This is a genomic window from Arthrobacter sp. Y3221159, assembly GCF_059089885.1.
Genome location: NZ_JBNHFC010000012.1, coordinates 42,274 through 57,735, shown reverse-complemented (window position 1 = coordinate 57,735; position 15,462 = coordinate 42,274). Strand labels below are relative to the sequence as shown.

Annotated in this window: 15 protein-coding genes; 6 read left to right on the top strand and 9 right to left on the bottom strand. The window is 66.2% G+C overall.

Annotation, left to right across the window (positions count from 1 at the left end; all coding sequences use genetic code 11):
- Positions 1–84: 84 nt before the first annotated feature.
- Positions 85–1,605, top strand: a complete 1,521-nt coding sequence (locus tag AC5RT3_RS13565; RefSeq protein WP_494124413.1) for a sodium:solute symporter family protein — start codon at positions 85–87, stop codon at positions 1,603–1,605.
- Between the two features lie 69 nt (positions 1,606–1,674).
- On the opposite strand, the gene AC5RT3_RS13560 is transcribed toward AC5RT3_RS13565, so the two are convergent.
- Positions 1,675–1,902, bottom strand: a complete 228-nt coding sequence (locus tag AC5RT3_RS13560) for a hypothetical protein (protein ID WP_494052836.1) — start codon at positions 1,900–1,902, stop codon at positions 1,675–1,677.
- A 255-nt stretch (positions 1,903–2,157) separates the two neighbouring features.
- On the opposite strand from AC5RT3_RS13560, the gene AC5RT3_RS13555 reads away from it, so the two are divergent.
- Both AC5RT3_RS13555 and AC5RT3_RS13550 read left to right on the top strand, forming a co-directional pair.
- Positions 2,158–3,354, top strand: coding sequence for a VIT1/CCC1 transporter family protein (locus tag AC5RT3_RS13555; RefSeq protein ID WP_494124412.1), 1,197 nt, complete (start codon positions 2,158–2,160; stop codon positions 3,352–3,354).
- 31 nt (positions 3,355–3,385) lie between these two features.
- Positions 3,386–4,300 carry a matrixin family metalloprotease gene (locus tag AC5RT3_RS13550; RefSeq protein WP_494124411.1) on the top strand — a complete coding sequence of 305 codons (915 nt, stop codon included), beginning with the start codon at positions 3,386–3,388 and terminating at the stop codon, positions 4,298–4,300.
- A 19-nt stretch (positions 4,301–4,319) separates the two neighbouring features.
- Here AC5RT3_RS13550 and AC5RT3_RS13545 read toward each other — a convergent pair whose 3' ends face one another.
- A complete protein-coding gene (locus tag AC5RT3_RS13545; protein WP_494124410.1) occupies positions 4,320–5,453 on the bottom strand; it encodes an LOG family protein in 1,134 nt (377 codons plus the stop codon).
- Between the two features lie 219 nt (positions 5,454–5,672).
- Here AC5RT3_RS13545 and AC5RT3_RS13540 point away from each other — a divergent pair, with 219 nt between their 5' ends.
- Both AC5RT3_RS13540 and AC5RT3_RS13535 read left to right on the top strand, forming a co-directional pair.
- A complete protein-coding gene (locus AC5RT3_RS13540) occupies positions 5,673–6,032 on the top strand; it encodes an ArsR/SmtB family transcription factor (protein WP_494124409.1) in 360 nt (119 codons plus the stop codon).
- Complete coding sequence (locus AC5RT3_RS13535; RefSeq protein WP_494124408.1) at positions 6,029–6,511, top strand: SRPBCC family protein; 483 nt, start codon at positions 6,029–6,031, stop codon at positions 6,509–6,511. The genes AC5RT3_RS13540 and AC5RT3_RS13535 overlap by 4 nt, the downstream gene beginning before the upstream one ends.
- Positions 6,512–6,657: 146 nt before the next feature.
- On the opposite strand, the gene sucD is transcribed toward AC5RT3_RS13535, so the two are convergent.
- The 6 genes from sucD to AC5RT3_RS13505 all read right to left on the bottom strand — a co-directional run bounded on the left by sucD (position 6,658) and on the right by AC5RT3_RS13505 (position 13,979).
- On the bottom strand, positions 6,658–7,560 hold the full coding sequence (gene sucD, locus AC5RT3_RS13530) for a succinate--CoA ligase subunit alpha (protein ID WP_494011683.1): 903 nt from the start codon (positions 7,558–7,560) through the stop codon (positions 6,658–6,660).
- Positions 7,561–7,571: 11 nt separating this feature from the next.
- Positions 7,572–8,741, bottom strand: coding sequence for an ADP-forming succinate--CoA ligase subunit beta (gene sucC, locus AC5RT3_RS13525; RefSeq protein WP_494011684.1), 1,170 nt, complete (start codon positions 8,739–8,741; stop codon positions 7,572–7,574).
- Positions 8,742–8,964: 223 nt separating this feature from the next.
- Positions 8,965–9,672: a hypothetical protein gene (locus AC5RT3_RS13520; RefSeq protein WP_494124407.1), complete on the bottom strand. Its 708-nt coding sequence runs from the start codon at positions 9,670–9,672 to the stop codon at positions 8,965–8,967.
- Positions 9,673–9,720: 48 nt separating this feature from the next.
- A complete protein-coding gene (locus tag AC5RT3_RS13515) occupies positions 9,721–10,194 on the bottom strand; it encodes a glycosyltransferase (RefSeq protein WP_494052830.1) in 474 nt (157 codons plus the stop codon).
- A gap of 337 nt (positions 10,195–10,531) precedes the next feature.
- Entirely contained in the window at positions 10,532–13,051 is a 2,520-nt protein-coding gene (pcrA, locus tag AC5RT3_RS13510; RefSeq protein WP_494124460.1) for a DNA helicase PcrA, read from the bottom strand.
- Between the two features lie 97 nt (positions 13,052–13,148).
- Entirely contained in the window at positions 13,149–13,979 is an 831-nt protein-coding gene (locus tag AC5RT3_RS13505) for an inositol monophosphatase family protein (protein ID WP_494124406.1), read from the bottom strand.
- Between the two features lie 32 nt (positions 13,980–14,011).
- Between AC5RT3_RS13505 and AC5RT3_RS13500 the strand changes: the two genes are divergently transcribed.
- A complete protein-coding gene (locus tag AC5RT3_RS13500; protein WP_494124405.1) occupies positions 14,012–14,641 on the top strand; it encodes a hypothetical protein in 630 nt (209 codons plus the stop codon).
- Here AC5RT3_RS13500 and AC5RT3_RS13495 read toward each other — a convergent pair.
- Complete coding sequence (locus tag AC5RT3_RS13495) at positions 14,634–15,392, bottom strand: DUF998 domain-containing protein (protein ID WP_494124404.1); 759 nt, start codon at positions 15,390–15,392, stop codon at positions 14,634–14,636. The genes AC5RT3_RS13500 and AC5RT3_RS13495 overlap by 8 nt on opposite strands.
- Between the last annotated feature and the right edge of the window lie 70 nt (positions 15,393–15,462).

Genomic DNA, 15,462 nt, shown 5'->3' with positions numbered 1-15,462 from the left:
AGTTCCCTCTCGCCAACTTTTACCTGAGGCTTCGGCCGCCCTCCCATACCGCCCCGGCTGCGGAACAGCTCCAAGGAACCCAACATGGACGTAAGTGTCATCAACATCGCCATTGTGGTGGTGTACCTGCTCGCAATGCTGGCTTTTGGCTGGTGGGGCAAATCCCGTACGAAGAACAACAGCGACTTCCTGGTGGCGGGCCGCCGCCTGGGGCCATTCCTCTACACCGGCACCATGGCCGCCGTCGTCCTGGGCGGCGCCTCCACAGTGGGCGGCGTGGGGCTGGGCTACAAGTTCGGCATTTCCGGCATGTGGCTGGTGGTTGCCATTGGCGCGGGCGTGCTGCTCCTGAGCCTCCTCTTTGCCGGAACCATCCAGAAGCTGAAGATCTACACGGTTTCGCAGATGCTGACGCTGCGCTATGGCAGCCGGGCAACTGAAGCCTCCGGCATTGTCATGCTCGCCTACACCCTGATGCTTTGTGCCACCTCCACGGGCGCCTACGCCACCATCTTCGTGGTGCTGTTCGGCCTGGACCGGGCACTCGCCATTGCCATTGGCGGCGCCATCGTCCTGGTCTACTCGACCGTGGGCGGCATGTGGTCCATCACGCTGGCCGACCAGGTGCAGTTCGTCATCAAGACGGTGGGCATCTTCTTCCTGATGCTGCCCTTCACGATGAACGCCGCCGGAGGCATTGACGGGATCCGCAGCCGCGTGGACGAGAGCTTCTTCCAGATCGACGGCATCGGCCTCCAGACGATCATCACCTACTTCGTGGTCTACACCCTGGGCCTGCTCATCGGCCAGGACATCTGGCAGCGGGTCTTCACCGCCAAGACGCCCGGCGTTGCACGCTGGGGCGGAGCAACCGCCGGTATCTATTGCATCCTCTACGGTGTTGCCGGCGCCCTCATCGGCACGGCCGCCAGCGTCGCCCTGTCCAACATCGAGATCGCGGCCAAGGACGACGTCTATGCGGAGGTGGCCCAGAACCTGCTGCCCGTCGGCATCGGCGGCCTGGTCCTTGCGGCCGCGGTTGCTGCCATGATGTCCACCGCTTCCGGCGCACTCATCGCAGCCGCCACCGTTGCGCGGGCCGACGTCCTGCCGTTCGTGGCCAGCTGGTTCGGCAAGGACATCAGCACGGAGGACACGGACAACCCGGAGCACGACGTCAAGGCCAACCGCATCTGGGTCCTCACGCTGGGCATCATCGCCATCGTCATTGCCATCATCACCAAGGACGTTGTGGCAGCGCTGACCATCGCCTACGACATCCTGGTGGGCGGCCTCCTGGTGGCCATCCTTGGCGGCCTGGTCTGGAAGCGCGGCACCGGCGTCGCCGCAGCAGCCTCCATGGCGGCAGGCTCGGTGGTGACCCTGGGCACCATGATTATCCTGGAAATCAACGCCAAGGCACCGTTGGACGGCATTTACGCCAACGAGCCCATCTACTACGGCCTGATTGCCTCCGCCGTGGTCTACATCGCCGTCTCGCTCGCCACCCCGCCCACCGACCCGCAGGTGATGCGCAACTGGCAGCGCCGCGTCTCCGGGCAGGAGGCAGAGGAAACCCCGGCCGAAGCTGTCACTGCCCCCTGACCCAGGCACCACGCACGACGGCGGCGCCTCCTTTCGCAATCCAGCGAAGGGAAGCGCCGCCGTCGTCAGTTATTGTTCGGTTTCGCGAACCTCGTCCGGGTCCGCCAGGGGGACGGGCCGGTCCTCGGCATCGATGATGACCGGAGGCGCCTGGACCACCGGCTCCTCCTCGTCCAGGAATTCGTCCTCTGCATCCCAGTCGTCCTCTACCGGTGCATCCTCGGCGTAGTCGTAGGCGGGGTCCGCTTCGACGGCGTCCAGGTGCGGCATGTCCGGGTGCTGTCCGGTGGTGCTCATAATCCAACCTCCGTTTGTTCGCCTGACGTGCTCTTTTCGTGAGGGCGCTGGCTGCGCCACACCTTCATCACAACACTGCGGGGGAGGCGGGTCAATAGTCCCGCGGAGCCCTGCCGAGGCCTGCGGGATGGGTTCCGGATTGAGGCAGACCGAAACCTTCCAGCGAGGTTTACCGGCCAAAAAACGCCGGATTTTCGCAGTAAGCTGGGCTCTGCAATGGGGCCGCACCATGCCCTGTCCAGCCCAGGAGTTTCCGTGTCACAGCACGCCCAGCCGAATCCCGCCCGCCCCTCCCCCGTACAGTCCAGTGACGCCCCGCCGGTCCCCGGATCCGGCCCGGCCCGGCAGCAGGGGCCCGAAGGCGAGCGTCCGGCCCCCACGGCTGCAGACATCAAGCGGTGGCGCCAATACCTCGCCGACGAGCGTGCCGAGGCCGCCGTCTACCGCGATCTGGCACAGAACCGGCAGGGCGAGGAACGCGAGATCCTTTTGGCGCTGGCCGAGGCGGAGGGCCGGCATGAGGCCCACTGGCTGGCACTGCTAGGTGACCAGGCAGGCAAGGCGCGGCAGGCCTCGTTCCGCAGCCGGTTCGTCGGCTTCCTGGCCAGGCATTTCGGCTCTGTGTTCGTGCTGGCACTGGCCCAGCGGGCGGAGGGCCGCTCCCCTTACGCCAAAGATCCCAACGCCACCGATGCCATGGCCGCGGACGAGCAAATCCATGAGGAAGTTGTCCGCGGGCTGGCGACACGCGGGCGCAACCGCCTGGCCGGAAGCTTCCGTGCCGCTGTCTTCGGCGCCAACGACGGCCTGGTCAGCAACCTGTCCCTGGTAATGGGCATGGCCGCCTCCGGGGTCGCCAGCAGCGTTGTGCTGCTCAGCGGCATCGCGGGCCTGCTCGCAGGCGCCATGTCCATGGGCGCCGGCGAGTTCATCTCGGTCCGATCCCAGCGGGAGCTGTTGGCTGCAACCCGGCCCACCCAGATCACCCTGGCCGCCGCCCCCAAACTGGATATCGAGCACAACGAACTCCTCCTGGTCTACCTGGCCCGGGGCATGTCCCACGAAGCGGCCGAACACCGCGTCCAGGAACGCATGGGACTGCTGTCCTGCGACTGCGACCCGAGCCTGTCGCTGCAGCCGGAACTGCCCGAGGACGAGGACCAGCACGAGGCCGTCGGCACCGCATGGGGCGCGGCACTGTCCAGCTTCTGCTTCTTCGCCTCAGGCGCTGTCGTCCCCATCCTGCCGTTCATCTTCGGGCTGACCGGAGTGGCGGCCCTGGTGGTGGCGGGCGTCCTGGTGGGCATCGCCCTGCTGGCCACCGGCGGCATCGTGGGCCTGCTCTCCGGCACGTCCCCCCTGACGCGGGGACTGCGCCAGCTTGGCATCGGGCTGGGAGCAGCCGCGGTGACCTACCTGCTGGGGCTGGTCTTCGGCACCGTGGTGGGTTGATGGCCGGCATTGCCGCCCTGGCACGGACCACATGACCGAGACCCGTCCGCCGCGCCACGCCGGCGACAAACCCCGCGCGGGGCTGGGATACCGGTCCGTGCTGGCAGGCGCACTCCTGTTGGCGGCAGTATCAGGCGGCGCGCTGGTGCTGGACGATTCCCGGGTCAAACACCTCCTGGACGTCCGGATCGGCCCCGGGAATCCGCAGGCCAAGCCAAAGGAAGGCAGCAACCCTTCGGGTGGCGCCGGCGCGCCACAACCTGCCGAAGCCCACGTTGACACTCCTCCCCCGGGCTATGAGGAAGCAGACGCCCCGCTGGCTACCCCCAGCCCGCCCGCCGTCGGCAGCGACTCCTACCGTTTCCTGGCCGTCAATGGCGACGGCAGCCCGGTAGGGTATTCGCCCTGCCGCCCGCTCCACTACGTGGTCAACGCGGACCTTGCCCCAGCGGGCTCGGAGCGGCTGGTTCCGGACGCCATTGCCACGATCTCGGCGGCAACGGGCATTTCGTTCATCTACGACGGCACCACCGATGAGCAGCCGTCACCGCAGCGGCCGCCGTTCCAGCCTGATGCCTACGGCGAGCGCTGGGCGCCGCTGCTCATTGCCTGGACGACGCCCGAGGTCGCCCCGCAGCTCGAGGGGAAAGTGATCGGCACCGGCGGCAGCACCCATTTCAGCTACGACGGCGGACCCAAGACCTTCGTCACCGGCGGGCTGGACCTGGACGCGCCGCAGATCGCCAACGAACTGCTGAATCCGGACGGCCACCTGTATGCAACCGCGGTGATCCTGCATGAGCTGAGCCACGTGATGGGCCTGGACCATGTGGAAGACCCCCGGCAGCTCATGTACCCGGAGATCGGCACACCGGAGGGGCTGTCCGCCGGTGACCTGAACGGCCTCTACGAACTGGGCAAGGCGCAGTGCCGGAAGGACCTCTGAGCAGCCGGACTCGACGCCGCTAACCCCGGAGGACTGCCACGGCCTCGTCCACGCTGTCCACCAGGAATATCCGCTCTTCCATGGCCCGGCCCGACGCCATCTTGCGCAGCAGGGGCCACGCCGGATATTTCTGTTCCCAGTGGCGCCTGCCCACCAGGATCATCGGCGTGACCTTCTCCCTGGCCCCGTAGTAGTTCTCGCAGGCGTCCTGGAAGATCTCCTGGATGGTGCCTGCCGCTCCGGGCAGGAAGACGATGCCGCCTTGGCACAGTTCCAGCAGGATGGCTTCGCGGATGGCATTGGCAAAGTACTTGGCGATGGCAGTGGCGAAGTAGTTGGGCGGCTCGTGTCCGTAGAACCAGGTGGGGATTCCCAGTGACGGCGTCCCGCCCGGAAAGCGTTCGACGACGGCGGACGCCGCGCGTGCCCACGCCGAGACCGAGGGACGGAAGCCGGGAACGGCGGCGAGCATGTCCAGCGCAGCCGGGAGCGCGCCGTCGCCCGCTTGGCTGAGGTAGGCGCCAAGGTTGGCCGCCTCCATGGCGCCCGGTCCCCCGCCGGTGGCAACAGAGAATCCGTTTTGTGCCAGGAGGCTGCCGAGCCTTGCCGCCGCGGCATAGTCCACGCTGCCCCGCTGGGCCGCGTGTCCGCCCATGACGCCCACCGTCGGGCGCCCGGACCAGGGAGGGGATGCTGCCAGTTCTTCAAGAGCGTCACCAATGGCATGGTCGTGCAGGGCAGACGCCAGTGTTGCGTCCACCCGGTGGCGCTGCCCCGGTTGGACGCTCCACTGGTAGATCCGGGCGTCGGGCAGGTCCTCGTAGCGCGCTTCCGCCAGGCCTGCGTAGAGCTCCCCGGGCGAGTACAGCGTGGAGCGGTATGGGTTGAAAGGCACCCCCGCAAGCCGGGGAAAGATCAGCGCGCCGCGCCGCCGCAGGCCGTCTTCCACCCCGTCGTCGAACATGCAGCCCATGAACAGCGCGCCCGCCACGTCAAGGCCGTCAAGAACCGTGGACCTGCCGCGCAGGTCCAGGGACTGGGCATGCCAGCCCTGCAGGTGAACCGCGCCGGCGGATACCAGTCGGTCAAAACTTTCGAGGTCCTCCACCTCCAGGCTGTGGGGGTTGGGCCCCAGGTTTCCGGAGAGATTCATGCGCGCCGCCACCTTCCGCTGCTCATCTCCACAGCGTAACCAGAAGTCATTCCTGTACAGCAAGACGCCGGAGACCACGCCGGTGGCGTAGCCGAAAAGCAGGCCCCCCACGTCCATGCTCGAAACCGGGGAAGCCTGGGTCTTGAATCCCTCGGAAGCTGGTTGTACTCTTAAACAACCAAAAGGTTGATAAAGCAGTTAGTTGATTAAGAGGCTGGTATGGACTCCGACAACATGGCATTGGACTCGGCCTTTATGGCCCTGGCCGATCCTGTCCGGCGGAGCATCATTGCCCGGCTCAGCCGGGGCCCGGCCACCGTGAATGAGTTGGCGGAACCATTCGAAATTTCCAAGCAGGCAGTTTCGAAGCACATCCAGGTCCTCGAGCAGGCGCAGTTGGTCACCCGCACCAGGGAAGCCCAGCGCAGGCCCGTCCACCTGAATCCCGCACGGCTGGAGGCGCTCACCGCCTGGATCGACCAGTACAGGCTGGTCCGGGAGGGGCAGTTCCGCAGCCTGGATGCCGTGCTTCAATCCAGCGCCGGGCATGACGGCGCCAAGGCAAAGGACAAGAAATGACCAACGCACTGAAGCTCTCCGTTCCCGAAGGTGTGCCCTTCATCGACTACGAACGCGAGTTCGATTTCCCTGTCGCGGACGTGTTCCGGGCCCACAAGGAGCCGGACCTGATTGTGCAGTGGCTCGGCCCGCGGGGCTACAAGATGGAGATCGGCCACTACGACTTCCGGACCGGAGGCAGCTACAGCTACCTGCACACGGGACCGGAAGGTGTCCCGTATGAGTTCAAGGGCATCTTCCACACTGTGCGCGAGAACGAATTCGCCATCCAGACCTTCGAGTTCGGCGGATACCCGGACGTGGTCAGCCTGGAATTCATGACGTTCGAGGACCTCGGAAACGGCCGGACCCGGCTCCGTGGACACTCGGTCTACCCCAGCCAGGAAGCCCGGGACGGGATGGCCCAGTCCGGCATGGAGGGTGGAATGAGCGAGGGCTACGAGCGGCTCGATGAGTTGCTGAGCAGCGCCAAGGTATAAGGGGCACCAGAAGGGCGACGCCGGGCGGCGCGTCACCGGGAAAGGCGCCGCCCGTCGTCGTACTGAAAACAAACGCGGGGCCCTCCACGGCCGCTCCGAAAAGTGGAACGGCCGGGGAGTGACCCCGCAGTGTCTGTAAGGAGACCCTAGAGGGCTGCGTATACCTCGCGCAGCAGCTTGGCGGTCTCGGACGGCGTCTTGCCGACCTTCACGCCGGCAGCCTCGAGGGCTTCCTTCTTGGCCTGAGCGGTACCGGCGGAACCGGAGACGATGGCACCGGCGTGGCCCATGGTCTTGCCTTCAGGAGCGGTGAAGCCTGCCACGTAGCCGACAACCGGCTTGGTGACATTGGCCTTGATGAAGTCGGCGGCACGCTCTTCGGCGTCGCCACCGATCTCACCGATCATGACGATTGCCTTGGTCTCGGGGTCAGCCTCGAATGCGGCCAGGGCATCGATGTGCGTGGTGCCGATGACGGGGTCACCGCCGATGCCGATGGCGGTGGAGAAGCCAAGGTCGCGCAGTTCGTACATCATCTGGTAGGTCAGGGTGCCGGACTTGGAAACCAGGCCGATGGGGCCCTTGCCCGTGATGTTGGCGGGGGTGATGCCCACCAGAGCCTCGCCGGGAGTGATGATGCCGGGGCAGTTCGGTCCGATGATACGGGTGACCTGGTTGCCGTCGGCGTCCACCTTGGACTGGGCAAGTGCCCAGAATTCGGCGGAGTCCTGGACCGGAACACCCTCGGTGATGACAACCACGAGGCCGATGCCGGCTTCGATGGCTTCCACAACGGCGTTCTTGGTGAAGGCCGGCGGAACGAACACGATGGAGACGTCGGCGCCGGTTTCCGCCATGGCTTCCTTGACGGTGCCGTAGACGTTGATTTCCTGGTCGCCGTGCAGGACCGTGGTGCCGGCCTTGCGGGCGTTGACGCCGCCAACAATGTTGGTTCCGGCCTTCAGCATCAGGGCGGTGTGCTTGGTGCCTTCGCCGCCGGTGATGCCCTGGACGATGACCTTGGAGTCCTTGTTCAGATAGATAGACATGGTGCGTCCCTTTACTTAGCTGCGTTGGCGAGCTCGGCGGCCTTGTCGGCGCCCTCGTCCATGGTGGCGGCCAGGGTAACCAGCGGGTGGTTGGCCTCGTTCAGGATGCGGCGGCCTTCCTCGACGTTGTTGCCGTCAAGGCGGACTACCAGCGGCTTGTTCGCGGTGTGGCCGAGCTCTGCCAGTGCGCCGACGATGCCCTTCGCGACGGCGTCGCAGGCGGTGATGCCGCCGAAGACGTTGACGAACACGGACTTGACCTGCTCGTCGCCGAGGATGACGTCCAGGCCGGCAGCCATGACCTCGGCGGAGGCTCCGCCGCCGATGTCCAGGAAGTTTGCGGGCTTGACGTTGCCGTGGTTTTCACCGGCGTAGGCAACGACGTCGAGGGTGGACATCACGAGGCCGGCACCGTTGCCGATGATGCCGACTTCGCCGTCGAGCTTGACGTAGTTGAGGTCCTGCGCCTTTGCCTTGGCCTCAAGCGGATCGGCGGCGTCCTTGTCCTCGAGCAGCGCGTGCTTGGCGTGCCGGAACTCTGCGTTTTCGTCCAAGGAGACCTTGCCGTCAAGGGCGATGATCTCGCCGGCGCCGGTCCGGACGAGCGGGTTGACCTCCACCAGGGTTGCGTCTTCCTTCTTGAAGACGTCCCAGAGCTTGAGGATGACGTCGGCCACCTTGCCGCGCAGTTCCTCAGCGAAGCCGGCCGTGGCGACGATTTCGTCGGCCTTGGCCTGGTCGATGCCGACAGCGGGGTCGATGGCTACCTTGGCCAGCGCCTCCGGGCGTTCGACGGCGAGCTGCTCGATGTCCATGCCGCCTTCAACCGAGCACATGGCCAGGTAGTTGCGGTTGGCCCGGTCCAGCAGGACGGAGAAGTAGAATTCCTCGGCGATGTCCGCACCCTGGGCAATCATCACCTTTTTGACGGTGTGGCCCTTGATGTCCATGCCCAGGATGTTGGTGGCGTGCTCGAGTGCCTCGTCAGCGGACTTTGCGACCTTCACGCCGCCGGCCTTGCCGCGGCCGCCGATCTTGACCTGTGCCTTGACGACGGTGACGCCGCCAATCTTTTCGGCAGCTGCCTTTGCTTCTTCTGGGGTGTACGCCACGATGCCGGCCAGCACGGGTACACCGTGCGCCTCGAACATATCGCGCGCCTGGTATTCAAACAGGTCCACGGTTTAGTGTCCTTCTACGTCGAAGTAGTTTCTGTACAGTCGGACACCATCGATAGACGATGACCGGGCTGCGGATTGCACGCACCGGCGGCCTGTCTGGAAACGAGCCACGCGGCGTGATGCTCCTCTGGGAACTCTAGTCCTTAATGGGGACCGGCCCGTCCAAGACTACCGCTTATGTGAGTAAGGACACTATTCTATGAGGCGTAGAAAAACCGCGGATTTACGGGGTTTTTGGGGCCTCGGCCGGTGCCGGTGAGGCCACTCCCCCGGGCCCTGGAATCAGTTCGTAGCTCCCGGATGACACGAAGAATCCGACGCCGGCAGACACGTTTCCGCATGCCACGCCGCCGTTGTAGGCCGAGCACCGCAGCCCGTTGCGTTCCAGGTTCTGCCCCTCGGCCAGGACCGGCAGCTGGGCCAGCGCACCTGTGCGGCTGCCCTTGGGCCCGTAGGTCGCCTCCATTTGTGTGACGCCGGACCGGCACTCCCCGTACCAGGCCTTGTCCGGCGTGAGTAGGGCAACACCGCCGAGATAACCGAGCCCGGTTCCGGCGCAGTCGTCCCTGACGTCGTCCGCGCCGGGCTTGGGGTAGGTTGCCAGTTCGCAGTGCGCAACCGGGACGATGGCAAACCTGTTGTTTGCCGAATCGCTGTAGCCGTTTGTTTCATACGGGAGGTTGATGTGCTCCCCCCGGGCGGACGTGAGGGAGCATGCCACAGTGCGGTCTTCGGTGATGAACGAGAGGATGTCCTCACCATTGGAAAAATCCTGGGGGTTGGCCAGGGCGGCCTGTTTCAGCTGGTCCATGGGCGCGGGCGGAGGCGGCGGCACGTAGCCGGGATCCTCAGTGGTGACAGTGCACCCGGTGGCAGCTGCCAGGAAAAGGGCGGCGAGAATCCCCCGTACAGTCCGTCGCATGGCCCCCATTATGCTTCATGACTGGGCGCTCCTGGATCCGCCCACGCTTTCTATAACTTATGCTGCGGCCTGGGCAGGATCGTGCCGGGCAAAGTCATGCTGCATCTGTTGCGCCCGGTTTTTCCACTTCGGATCGGACAGGATGGAACGCACGGCTGCTCGAATCTTCTCCGGCGATGGGGAGTCGGTCCGCAGGTCGATGCCGGCACCGGCAAAGTCCACGCGCGCGTTGACGTCGCTCTTGCCTTCATTGATCCCGGACACCACCAGCGGGACCCCCTTGGAGAGGGCCAACTGCACCCCGCCGAACCCGCCGTTGGTGACGAAGACGTCCGTGGACTCAAAGACGGTGGCGAAGTCCACATAGTCCCGGATATGGGTGTTCGGCTGCGGGTAGCGGTCGCGCAGCTCCCTGGTTTCCCTGCCGCCGGTGGCCACAATGACCAGGGCGTCCAGATCCTTGAGTGCCTCCAGCGCGGGCTTGATGAGCTTGTTCTGGTCGGCGTTATCCACGGTCCCCTGGGTGACCACAATTGTTGTGCCGTATCCCAGCGGCAACGGTTCCTGCTGCGTTGCATCGAGGCGCCGGTAGGGCAGGAGTGCCCCACGTAGTGGACCCGGGGATTGATGTTGCGGCGGGGGAAGTCCAGGGACAGGGTGCCGGCCTGGATGATGGCCGCCGAGCAGCGGTAGGGCTCGTCCGTCAGCCTGCCCCCTTTGGGAACTTCCTGCCCGTAGAGGTTGTGATGATGCCGGTAGCTACAGCTCGCCGGGCGGAGGATGAGCTTGTCCGACAGCAGCCCGGCGGCTGTCTGAAGGACCTTCGCGGAAGCGGGCAAGGGCCCGCTCCCGCGGTTAATGGGCGTCCCTAGGCGTCCAGCTTGGTCAGCGGCGCGTAGCGGAGCAGGAGCCGCTTCTCGCCGACGTCGAACTTCACCTTGGCCACGGTCTTGTCCCCGACACCTTCCAAGGCAAGCACGGTCCCGTTGCCGAAGCTTGTGTGGTTCACCTTGTCCCCCACTGTGACGGCGATGATTTCCTTTTGCGGCTGCACCCGGTTCCGGGCGATGACCGCGGGAACGTCGGCGTCGAAGCCGGCAGCGGCACCGCGGGAGGTACCCGCGCCCCAGAAGGATCCGCTGTACTTGCCGGAGCCGATGGACCCGCCGCCGCTCCAGGCTGCCTGCCTGCTGGTGCCTTCCCGCTTCCACTCCAGGAGTTCGGCAGGGATTTCCTCGAGGAACTGGCTGGCGGGGTTGTACTGGCTCTGGCCCCACATGCTGCGGACCTCGGATCGGGTGACGTAGAGCCGCTTCCTGGCACGGGTGAGCCCCACGTATGCAAGCCTGCGTTCCTCGGCCAGTTCCTTGGGGTCCGTGGCCGAGCGCTGGTGCGGGAACAGTCCGTGCTCCATGCCGGTCAGGAACACCACGGGGAATTCAAGCCCCTTCGCGGTGTGGAGCGTCATCAGGGTGACGACGCCCAGCCGTTTGGCCTCGGCCACCGCGGAATCGATGTCGGCGCCCGGGGCGTCCGGGATCTGGTCGGCGTCGGCCACCAGGGACACCTGCTCCAGGAACGCCTCCAGGGTCCCTTCCGGGTTGTCGCGCTCATATTCACGGACGACGGCCACGAGTTCCGCCAGGTTCTCCACCCGGGACTCATCCTGGGGGTCGCTACTTGCCCGCAATGCTGCCAGGTAGCCGGTTTGCTCCAGGACCGCTTCGAGGGCGGCGGCGGCGCCGGAGCCGGCTGCCACCTCGGCGAGGTCGTCCAGCAGCTTCACGAAGCCAAGGACGGCGTTGACGGAGCGGGTGGCCATGCCCGGGGCCTGTTCGGCGCGGCGGGCGGCGGCCATGAACGAAATCCGTTCACGCTGGGCAAGGGCGGCGACCGCACCTTCGGCGCGGTCACCGATCCCCCGTTTGGGTTCGTTGAGGACACGTCGGAGGTTGACGTCGTCGTCGGGGTTGACCAGGACCCGGAGGTACGCGAGGGCGTCCTTGATTTCCTTGCGCTCGTAGAACCGGGTGCCGCCCACTACCTTGTACGGCAGGCCCACCCGGACCAGGACGTCCTCAATGGACCGGGACTGGGCATTGGTCCGGTAGAAGATGGCGACGTCACCCGGGCGCAGGTTGTCCTCGTCCTGGAGCCGGTCGATCTCCTTGGCGATGAACTGGGCTTCGTCGTGCTCGTTCTCGCCCACGTAGCCGATGATCTTGTGGCCTTCCCCCTCTGCGGTCCACAGCCGCTTTTCGGGGCGGTTCGGGTTGCGGGAGATGACCGAGTTCGCAGCACTGAGGATGTTCTGCGTGGAGCGGTAGTTCTGCTCCAGCTTGATGGTGCGGGCCTCGGGGTAGTCCTTCTCGAATTCGACGATGTTGCGGATGTCTGCACCACGGAAGGCGTAGATGGACTGGTCCGAGTCGCCCACCACGGTGAGCTCCGACGCCCCGGGTCCCTCCCCCACGATCTCGCGCACCAGGGCGTACTGCGCATGGTTGGTGTCCTGGTATTCGTCCACCAGGACGTGCCGGAACCGGCGGCGGTAGGACTCGGCGAGCGCCGGGAACGCGCGGAACATGAACACGGTCTCGGCGATGAGGTCATCAAAGTCCATGGCGTTGGCCTGGCGGAGCCGCTGCGTGTAGCCCTTGTAGACCTCGGCGACGGCCTGTTCGAAGGGATCGTTGTAGTTCGCGGCCGAGGCGTAGGAATCGGCGTCGATAAGCTCGTTCTTGAGCGCCGAGATCTTGTGCTGGATGGCCTTGGGGGCGAACTTCTTGGGGTCCAGGTCCAGCGCCTTGGACACCTGGGTGACCAGCCGCAGGGAATCCGCGGAATCGTAGATGGAGAAGTTGGACTTCAGGCCCACATTCGCAGCTTCCTGGCGCAGGATCCGCACACAGGACGAGTGGAACGTTGAAATCCACATGATCTTGGCGCGTCCGCCCACCAGCGCCTCGATGCGCTCCCGCATTTCCGCTGCGGCCTTGTTGGTGAACGTGATGGCCAGGATTTCACCGTGATGGGCACGGCCGGTGGCGATCAGGTAGGCAATACGGTTACTGAGGACGCGGGTCTTGCCGGACCCTGCACCGGCCACGATCAGCAGCGCGGAGCCGGCGTGCTTGACCGCTTCCTCCTGCTGCGGGTTGAGCCCCTCCAGGAGCTTGGCGGCGTCGAGCCGGGACTTGCCAGGGTGCTGCCCCGGGCCGCCACCGGGGTGCCCGCCGCTTGCCTCCCGGCCGCCGGCAGGAATCCCGGCGGGGACACTGCCGCCCGGACCGGCCGCCGTGACGACGCCGTCCGGGCGCGCCTTGGTGCGGGCAGCAGCTGCGGGAGCGGCCTTGAACGGTCCGTCAGAGTACGGGTCAAACAACATATCCATGGTGCCTACAAGTCTAGGCGGTGGGACCGACACGCACTTCCGGCCTGTGGATTACGCCACGGAATCTACCGGCATTGCCCCGTCCCCCGGCTTAGGCCACCGAGCCTGACTTGAGGGCCGCACGCAACTCCCGCACCGCCGTCGTGCCTCCTGCCATGAACCATTCCAGGCCGTTGACCCGGACAGTGTCCACGGCGCCCCCGGCGGCACGCACGATGGCCTTGCCCGGCAGCCAGTCCCATTCGGGGCAGCTGTGCTGGAACCAGCAGCCGAGCTGCCCGTCCGCCACCCTGCCCAGATCGCAGGAGCCGGAACCCAGCATGCGCAGGGTTGCGGCGGAGGTTGCGGCGGCGTGCCAGGGCATGGCGCACATCGGATCCATCAGCCAGCGGGGATGGATGTACGTGGCGGCGCCGAGTTCGGCGACGGCCGTTCCGTTGCGTTCGCCGCGGTTGTCGTGGAATACCGTGAGCGGCTCGCCGTTGAGGGTGGCAGGGTGCGACCGTCCGCCCAGCCAGAGCTTGTCCTCCTCCGGCTGGTAGATGGCCCCGAGCAGCACGTCGGTTCCGTCCTTCAATGCAATGGCGGAGCACCAGTACGTGGAGCCGTGCAGGAAGTTGTAGGTGCCGTCAACGGGGTCGATGACCCAGGTCCGGCCGCTGCTGCCCTGTACTGAAGCGCCCTCTTCACCCAGGATGCCGTCCTCGGGCCGGCAGCGCTGCAGCTGCTCCAGCACGTAGGCCTCGGCGGCGTGGTCCGCGGCCGTCACCACGTCCGAAATGGATGTCTTCTGCTGGGACTGCAGCCCGGCCATCCGCATCAGGAGCGCCAGCTGCCCGGCCTCCCGCACCAGGGCTGCTGCCAGCTGGTGGTCATCCAACGAAGGGTCAAGTTCAACAGCGCTGTGCCGGCCAATGGTCATGGCTTCAGTGTATGGGGCGGAATAATGGTGCCATGGCCAAGACCCCTGCCCAGCGGATCAAGAAGCACGGCGCCAAGGCGGCCGTGCCGCAGCACCACCTGCCGCCGGTTATCAACCCGACCACCAGCCGGACACCTGAAAAAGCCCAGAGCAACAGCAACCTGATCCTGGTCGCCGGCGTCGTGGCCAGCCTGTTCCTGTTCTGGTACCTGCACCTGCTGACCCTGGACCAGCTCCGGCAGCTGACCGGCGGGCTGGCGATGCCGGACTCGCTCATCGGCGGCTTTGACCCGGCCTACATCGGCCAGCTCCAGGCGGTGATGGACGCTGATGCACGCGGCCAGCTCAACTACGTCCACAAGACCGCCGGCACGCTGTTTCCGCTGATCTTCGGCTTCACGTGGCTGCTGCTGATCGGCACCAACGTCGCCCGCAAGGCACTCCGCTGGGCACTGTGGGCGTTGCCGCTGCTGTTCGTGGTGGTCCGGCTCTGGGGCAACGTTGCCATTGACGGCGTGCTCGCTGCGGAAGCGCCCGACGCCGGGCAGGTGGCCCTGGCGTCCGGCCTTACCGTTGCCGGGTGGGTCCTTTTGGTCCTGAGCCTCCTAGCAGGCGCCGCAGCCGTGCTGCTGAAGGCGCGGGGCAGGACAGCCGTCAGCTGACGGCCGCTGCCGCCTGTACCTGCTTCCGGTGCCGGTGCACCCGCTGCGCAATCACCAGGCCGGCCGTCGCCATTCCCACGGTGACGGGATAGCCCATGAGGCGCTCCAGCGTGCCGGGCTCGGGAATGTCCATCCGGGTCAGGCCGCCGGTGACCAACGCGGCCAGGGACACCCCGCCGCAGACCAGGATGAACCAGGCCATGGCCGATTTCCGCAGCCAGAGGATGCCGAGCACCAGCAACGCCGCGGCGCCGGCAAGGAAGTACATGACGGCACCGGTGAAGTGCCAGCCGGAGCCGGCGTCCTCGGGAACCAGCCCCACAATGACGGTGCCCGCCCCGGCGGTTCCGGTCAGGATCCGCACCCAGAGAGCCGCGAGCCAGGGCCTGCTGCGGCCCGGCTGGACGCGCGCACCCGCCCGCGCCGCCACGCACAGCAGGCCCGAGCTCAGCAGGATGGCGCCCAGCAGCATCCCCAAACCCTGGACCACAAAGGAGGCGTTCATCAGCCAGTTCAGCGGGGAACACACCTCCCGCCCGTCGAAGATGCCACAGTTCAGGGCACCCAGGTCGCTGATGTAGCCGGTCCGCAGGTCGTAGGGTCGGGGGCCTGCCCACGCCGCGATCACCGCAGCTTCTGCGGCAAAATACTGCAGCACGCTCAAAACCGACCACGCACCGATGTACTGCCGGGTGGACGCGGTATCCGGAATGAACGCCGCCGCTGGCGCCGTGGACGGTGCTGGACTCATGCCTTGAGCGTAGTACGGCCCGGCACCTTGTATGCTTGTAACCGTGTTCGAGCCGGTCCGCCGGTCACCG

What these genes read in the sequence shown, in the direction of transcription:
- AC5RT3_RS13535 (WP_494124408.1), top strand. Translation starts at nt 6,029, where the DNA reads ATGACCAACGCACTGAAGCTCTCCGTTCCCGAAGGTGTGCCCTTCATC.
- AC5RT3_RS13500 (WP_494124405.1), top strand. Translation starts at nt 14,012, where the DNA reads ATGGCCAAGACCCCTGCCCAGCGGATCAAGAAGCACGGCGCCAAGGCG.
- AC5RT3_RS13520 (WP_494124407.1), bottom strand. Translation starts at nt 9,672, where the DNA reads ATGGGGGCCATGCGACGGACTGTACGGGGGATTCTCGCCGCCCTTTTC.
- AC5RT3_RS13545 (WP_494124410.1), bottom strand. Translation starts at nt 5,453, where the DNA reads ATGAATCTCTCCGGAAACCTGGGGCCCAACCCCCACAGCCTGGAGGTG.
- AC5RT3_RS13565 (WP_494124413.1), top strand. Translation starts at nt 85, where the DNA reads ATGGACGTAAGTGTCATCAACATCGCCATTGTGGTGGTGTACCTGCTC.
- AC5RT3_RS13540 (WP_494124409.1), top strand. Translation starts at nt 5,673, where the DNA reads ATGGACTCCGACAACATGGCATTGGACTCGGCCTTTATGGCCCTGGCC.
- pcrA (WP_494124460.1), bottom strand. Translation starts at nt 13,051, where the DNA reads ATGTTGTTTGACCCGTACTCTGACGGACCGTTCAAGGCCGCTCCCGCA.
- AC5RT3_RS13550 (WP_494124411.1), top strand. Translation starts at nt 3,386, where the DNA reads ATGACCGAGACCCGTCCGCCGCGCCACGCCGGCGACAAACCCCGCGCG.
- AC5RT3_RS13505 (WP_494124406.1), bottom strand. Translation starts at nt 13,979, where the DNA reads ATGACCATTGGCCGGCACAGCGCTGTTGAACTTGACCCTTCGTTGGAT.
- AC5RT3_RS13495 (WP_494124404.1), bottom strand. Translation starts at nt 15,392, where the DNA reads ATGAGTCCAGCACCGTCCACGGCGCCAGCGGCGGCGTTCATTCCGGAT.
- sucD (WP_494011683.1), bottom strand. Translation starts at nt 7,560, where the DNA reads ATGTCTATCTATCTGAACAAGGACTCCAAGGTCATCGTCCAGGGCATC.
- AC5RT3_RS13560 (WP_494052836.1), bottom strand. Translation starts at nt 1,902, where the DNA reads ATGAGCACCACCGGACAGCACCCGGACATGCCGCACCTGGACGCCGTC.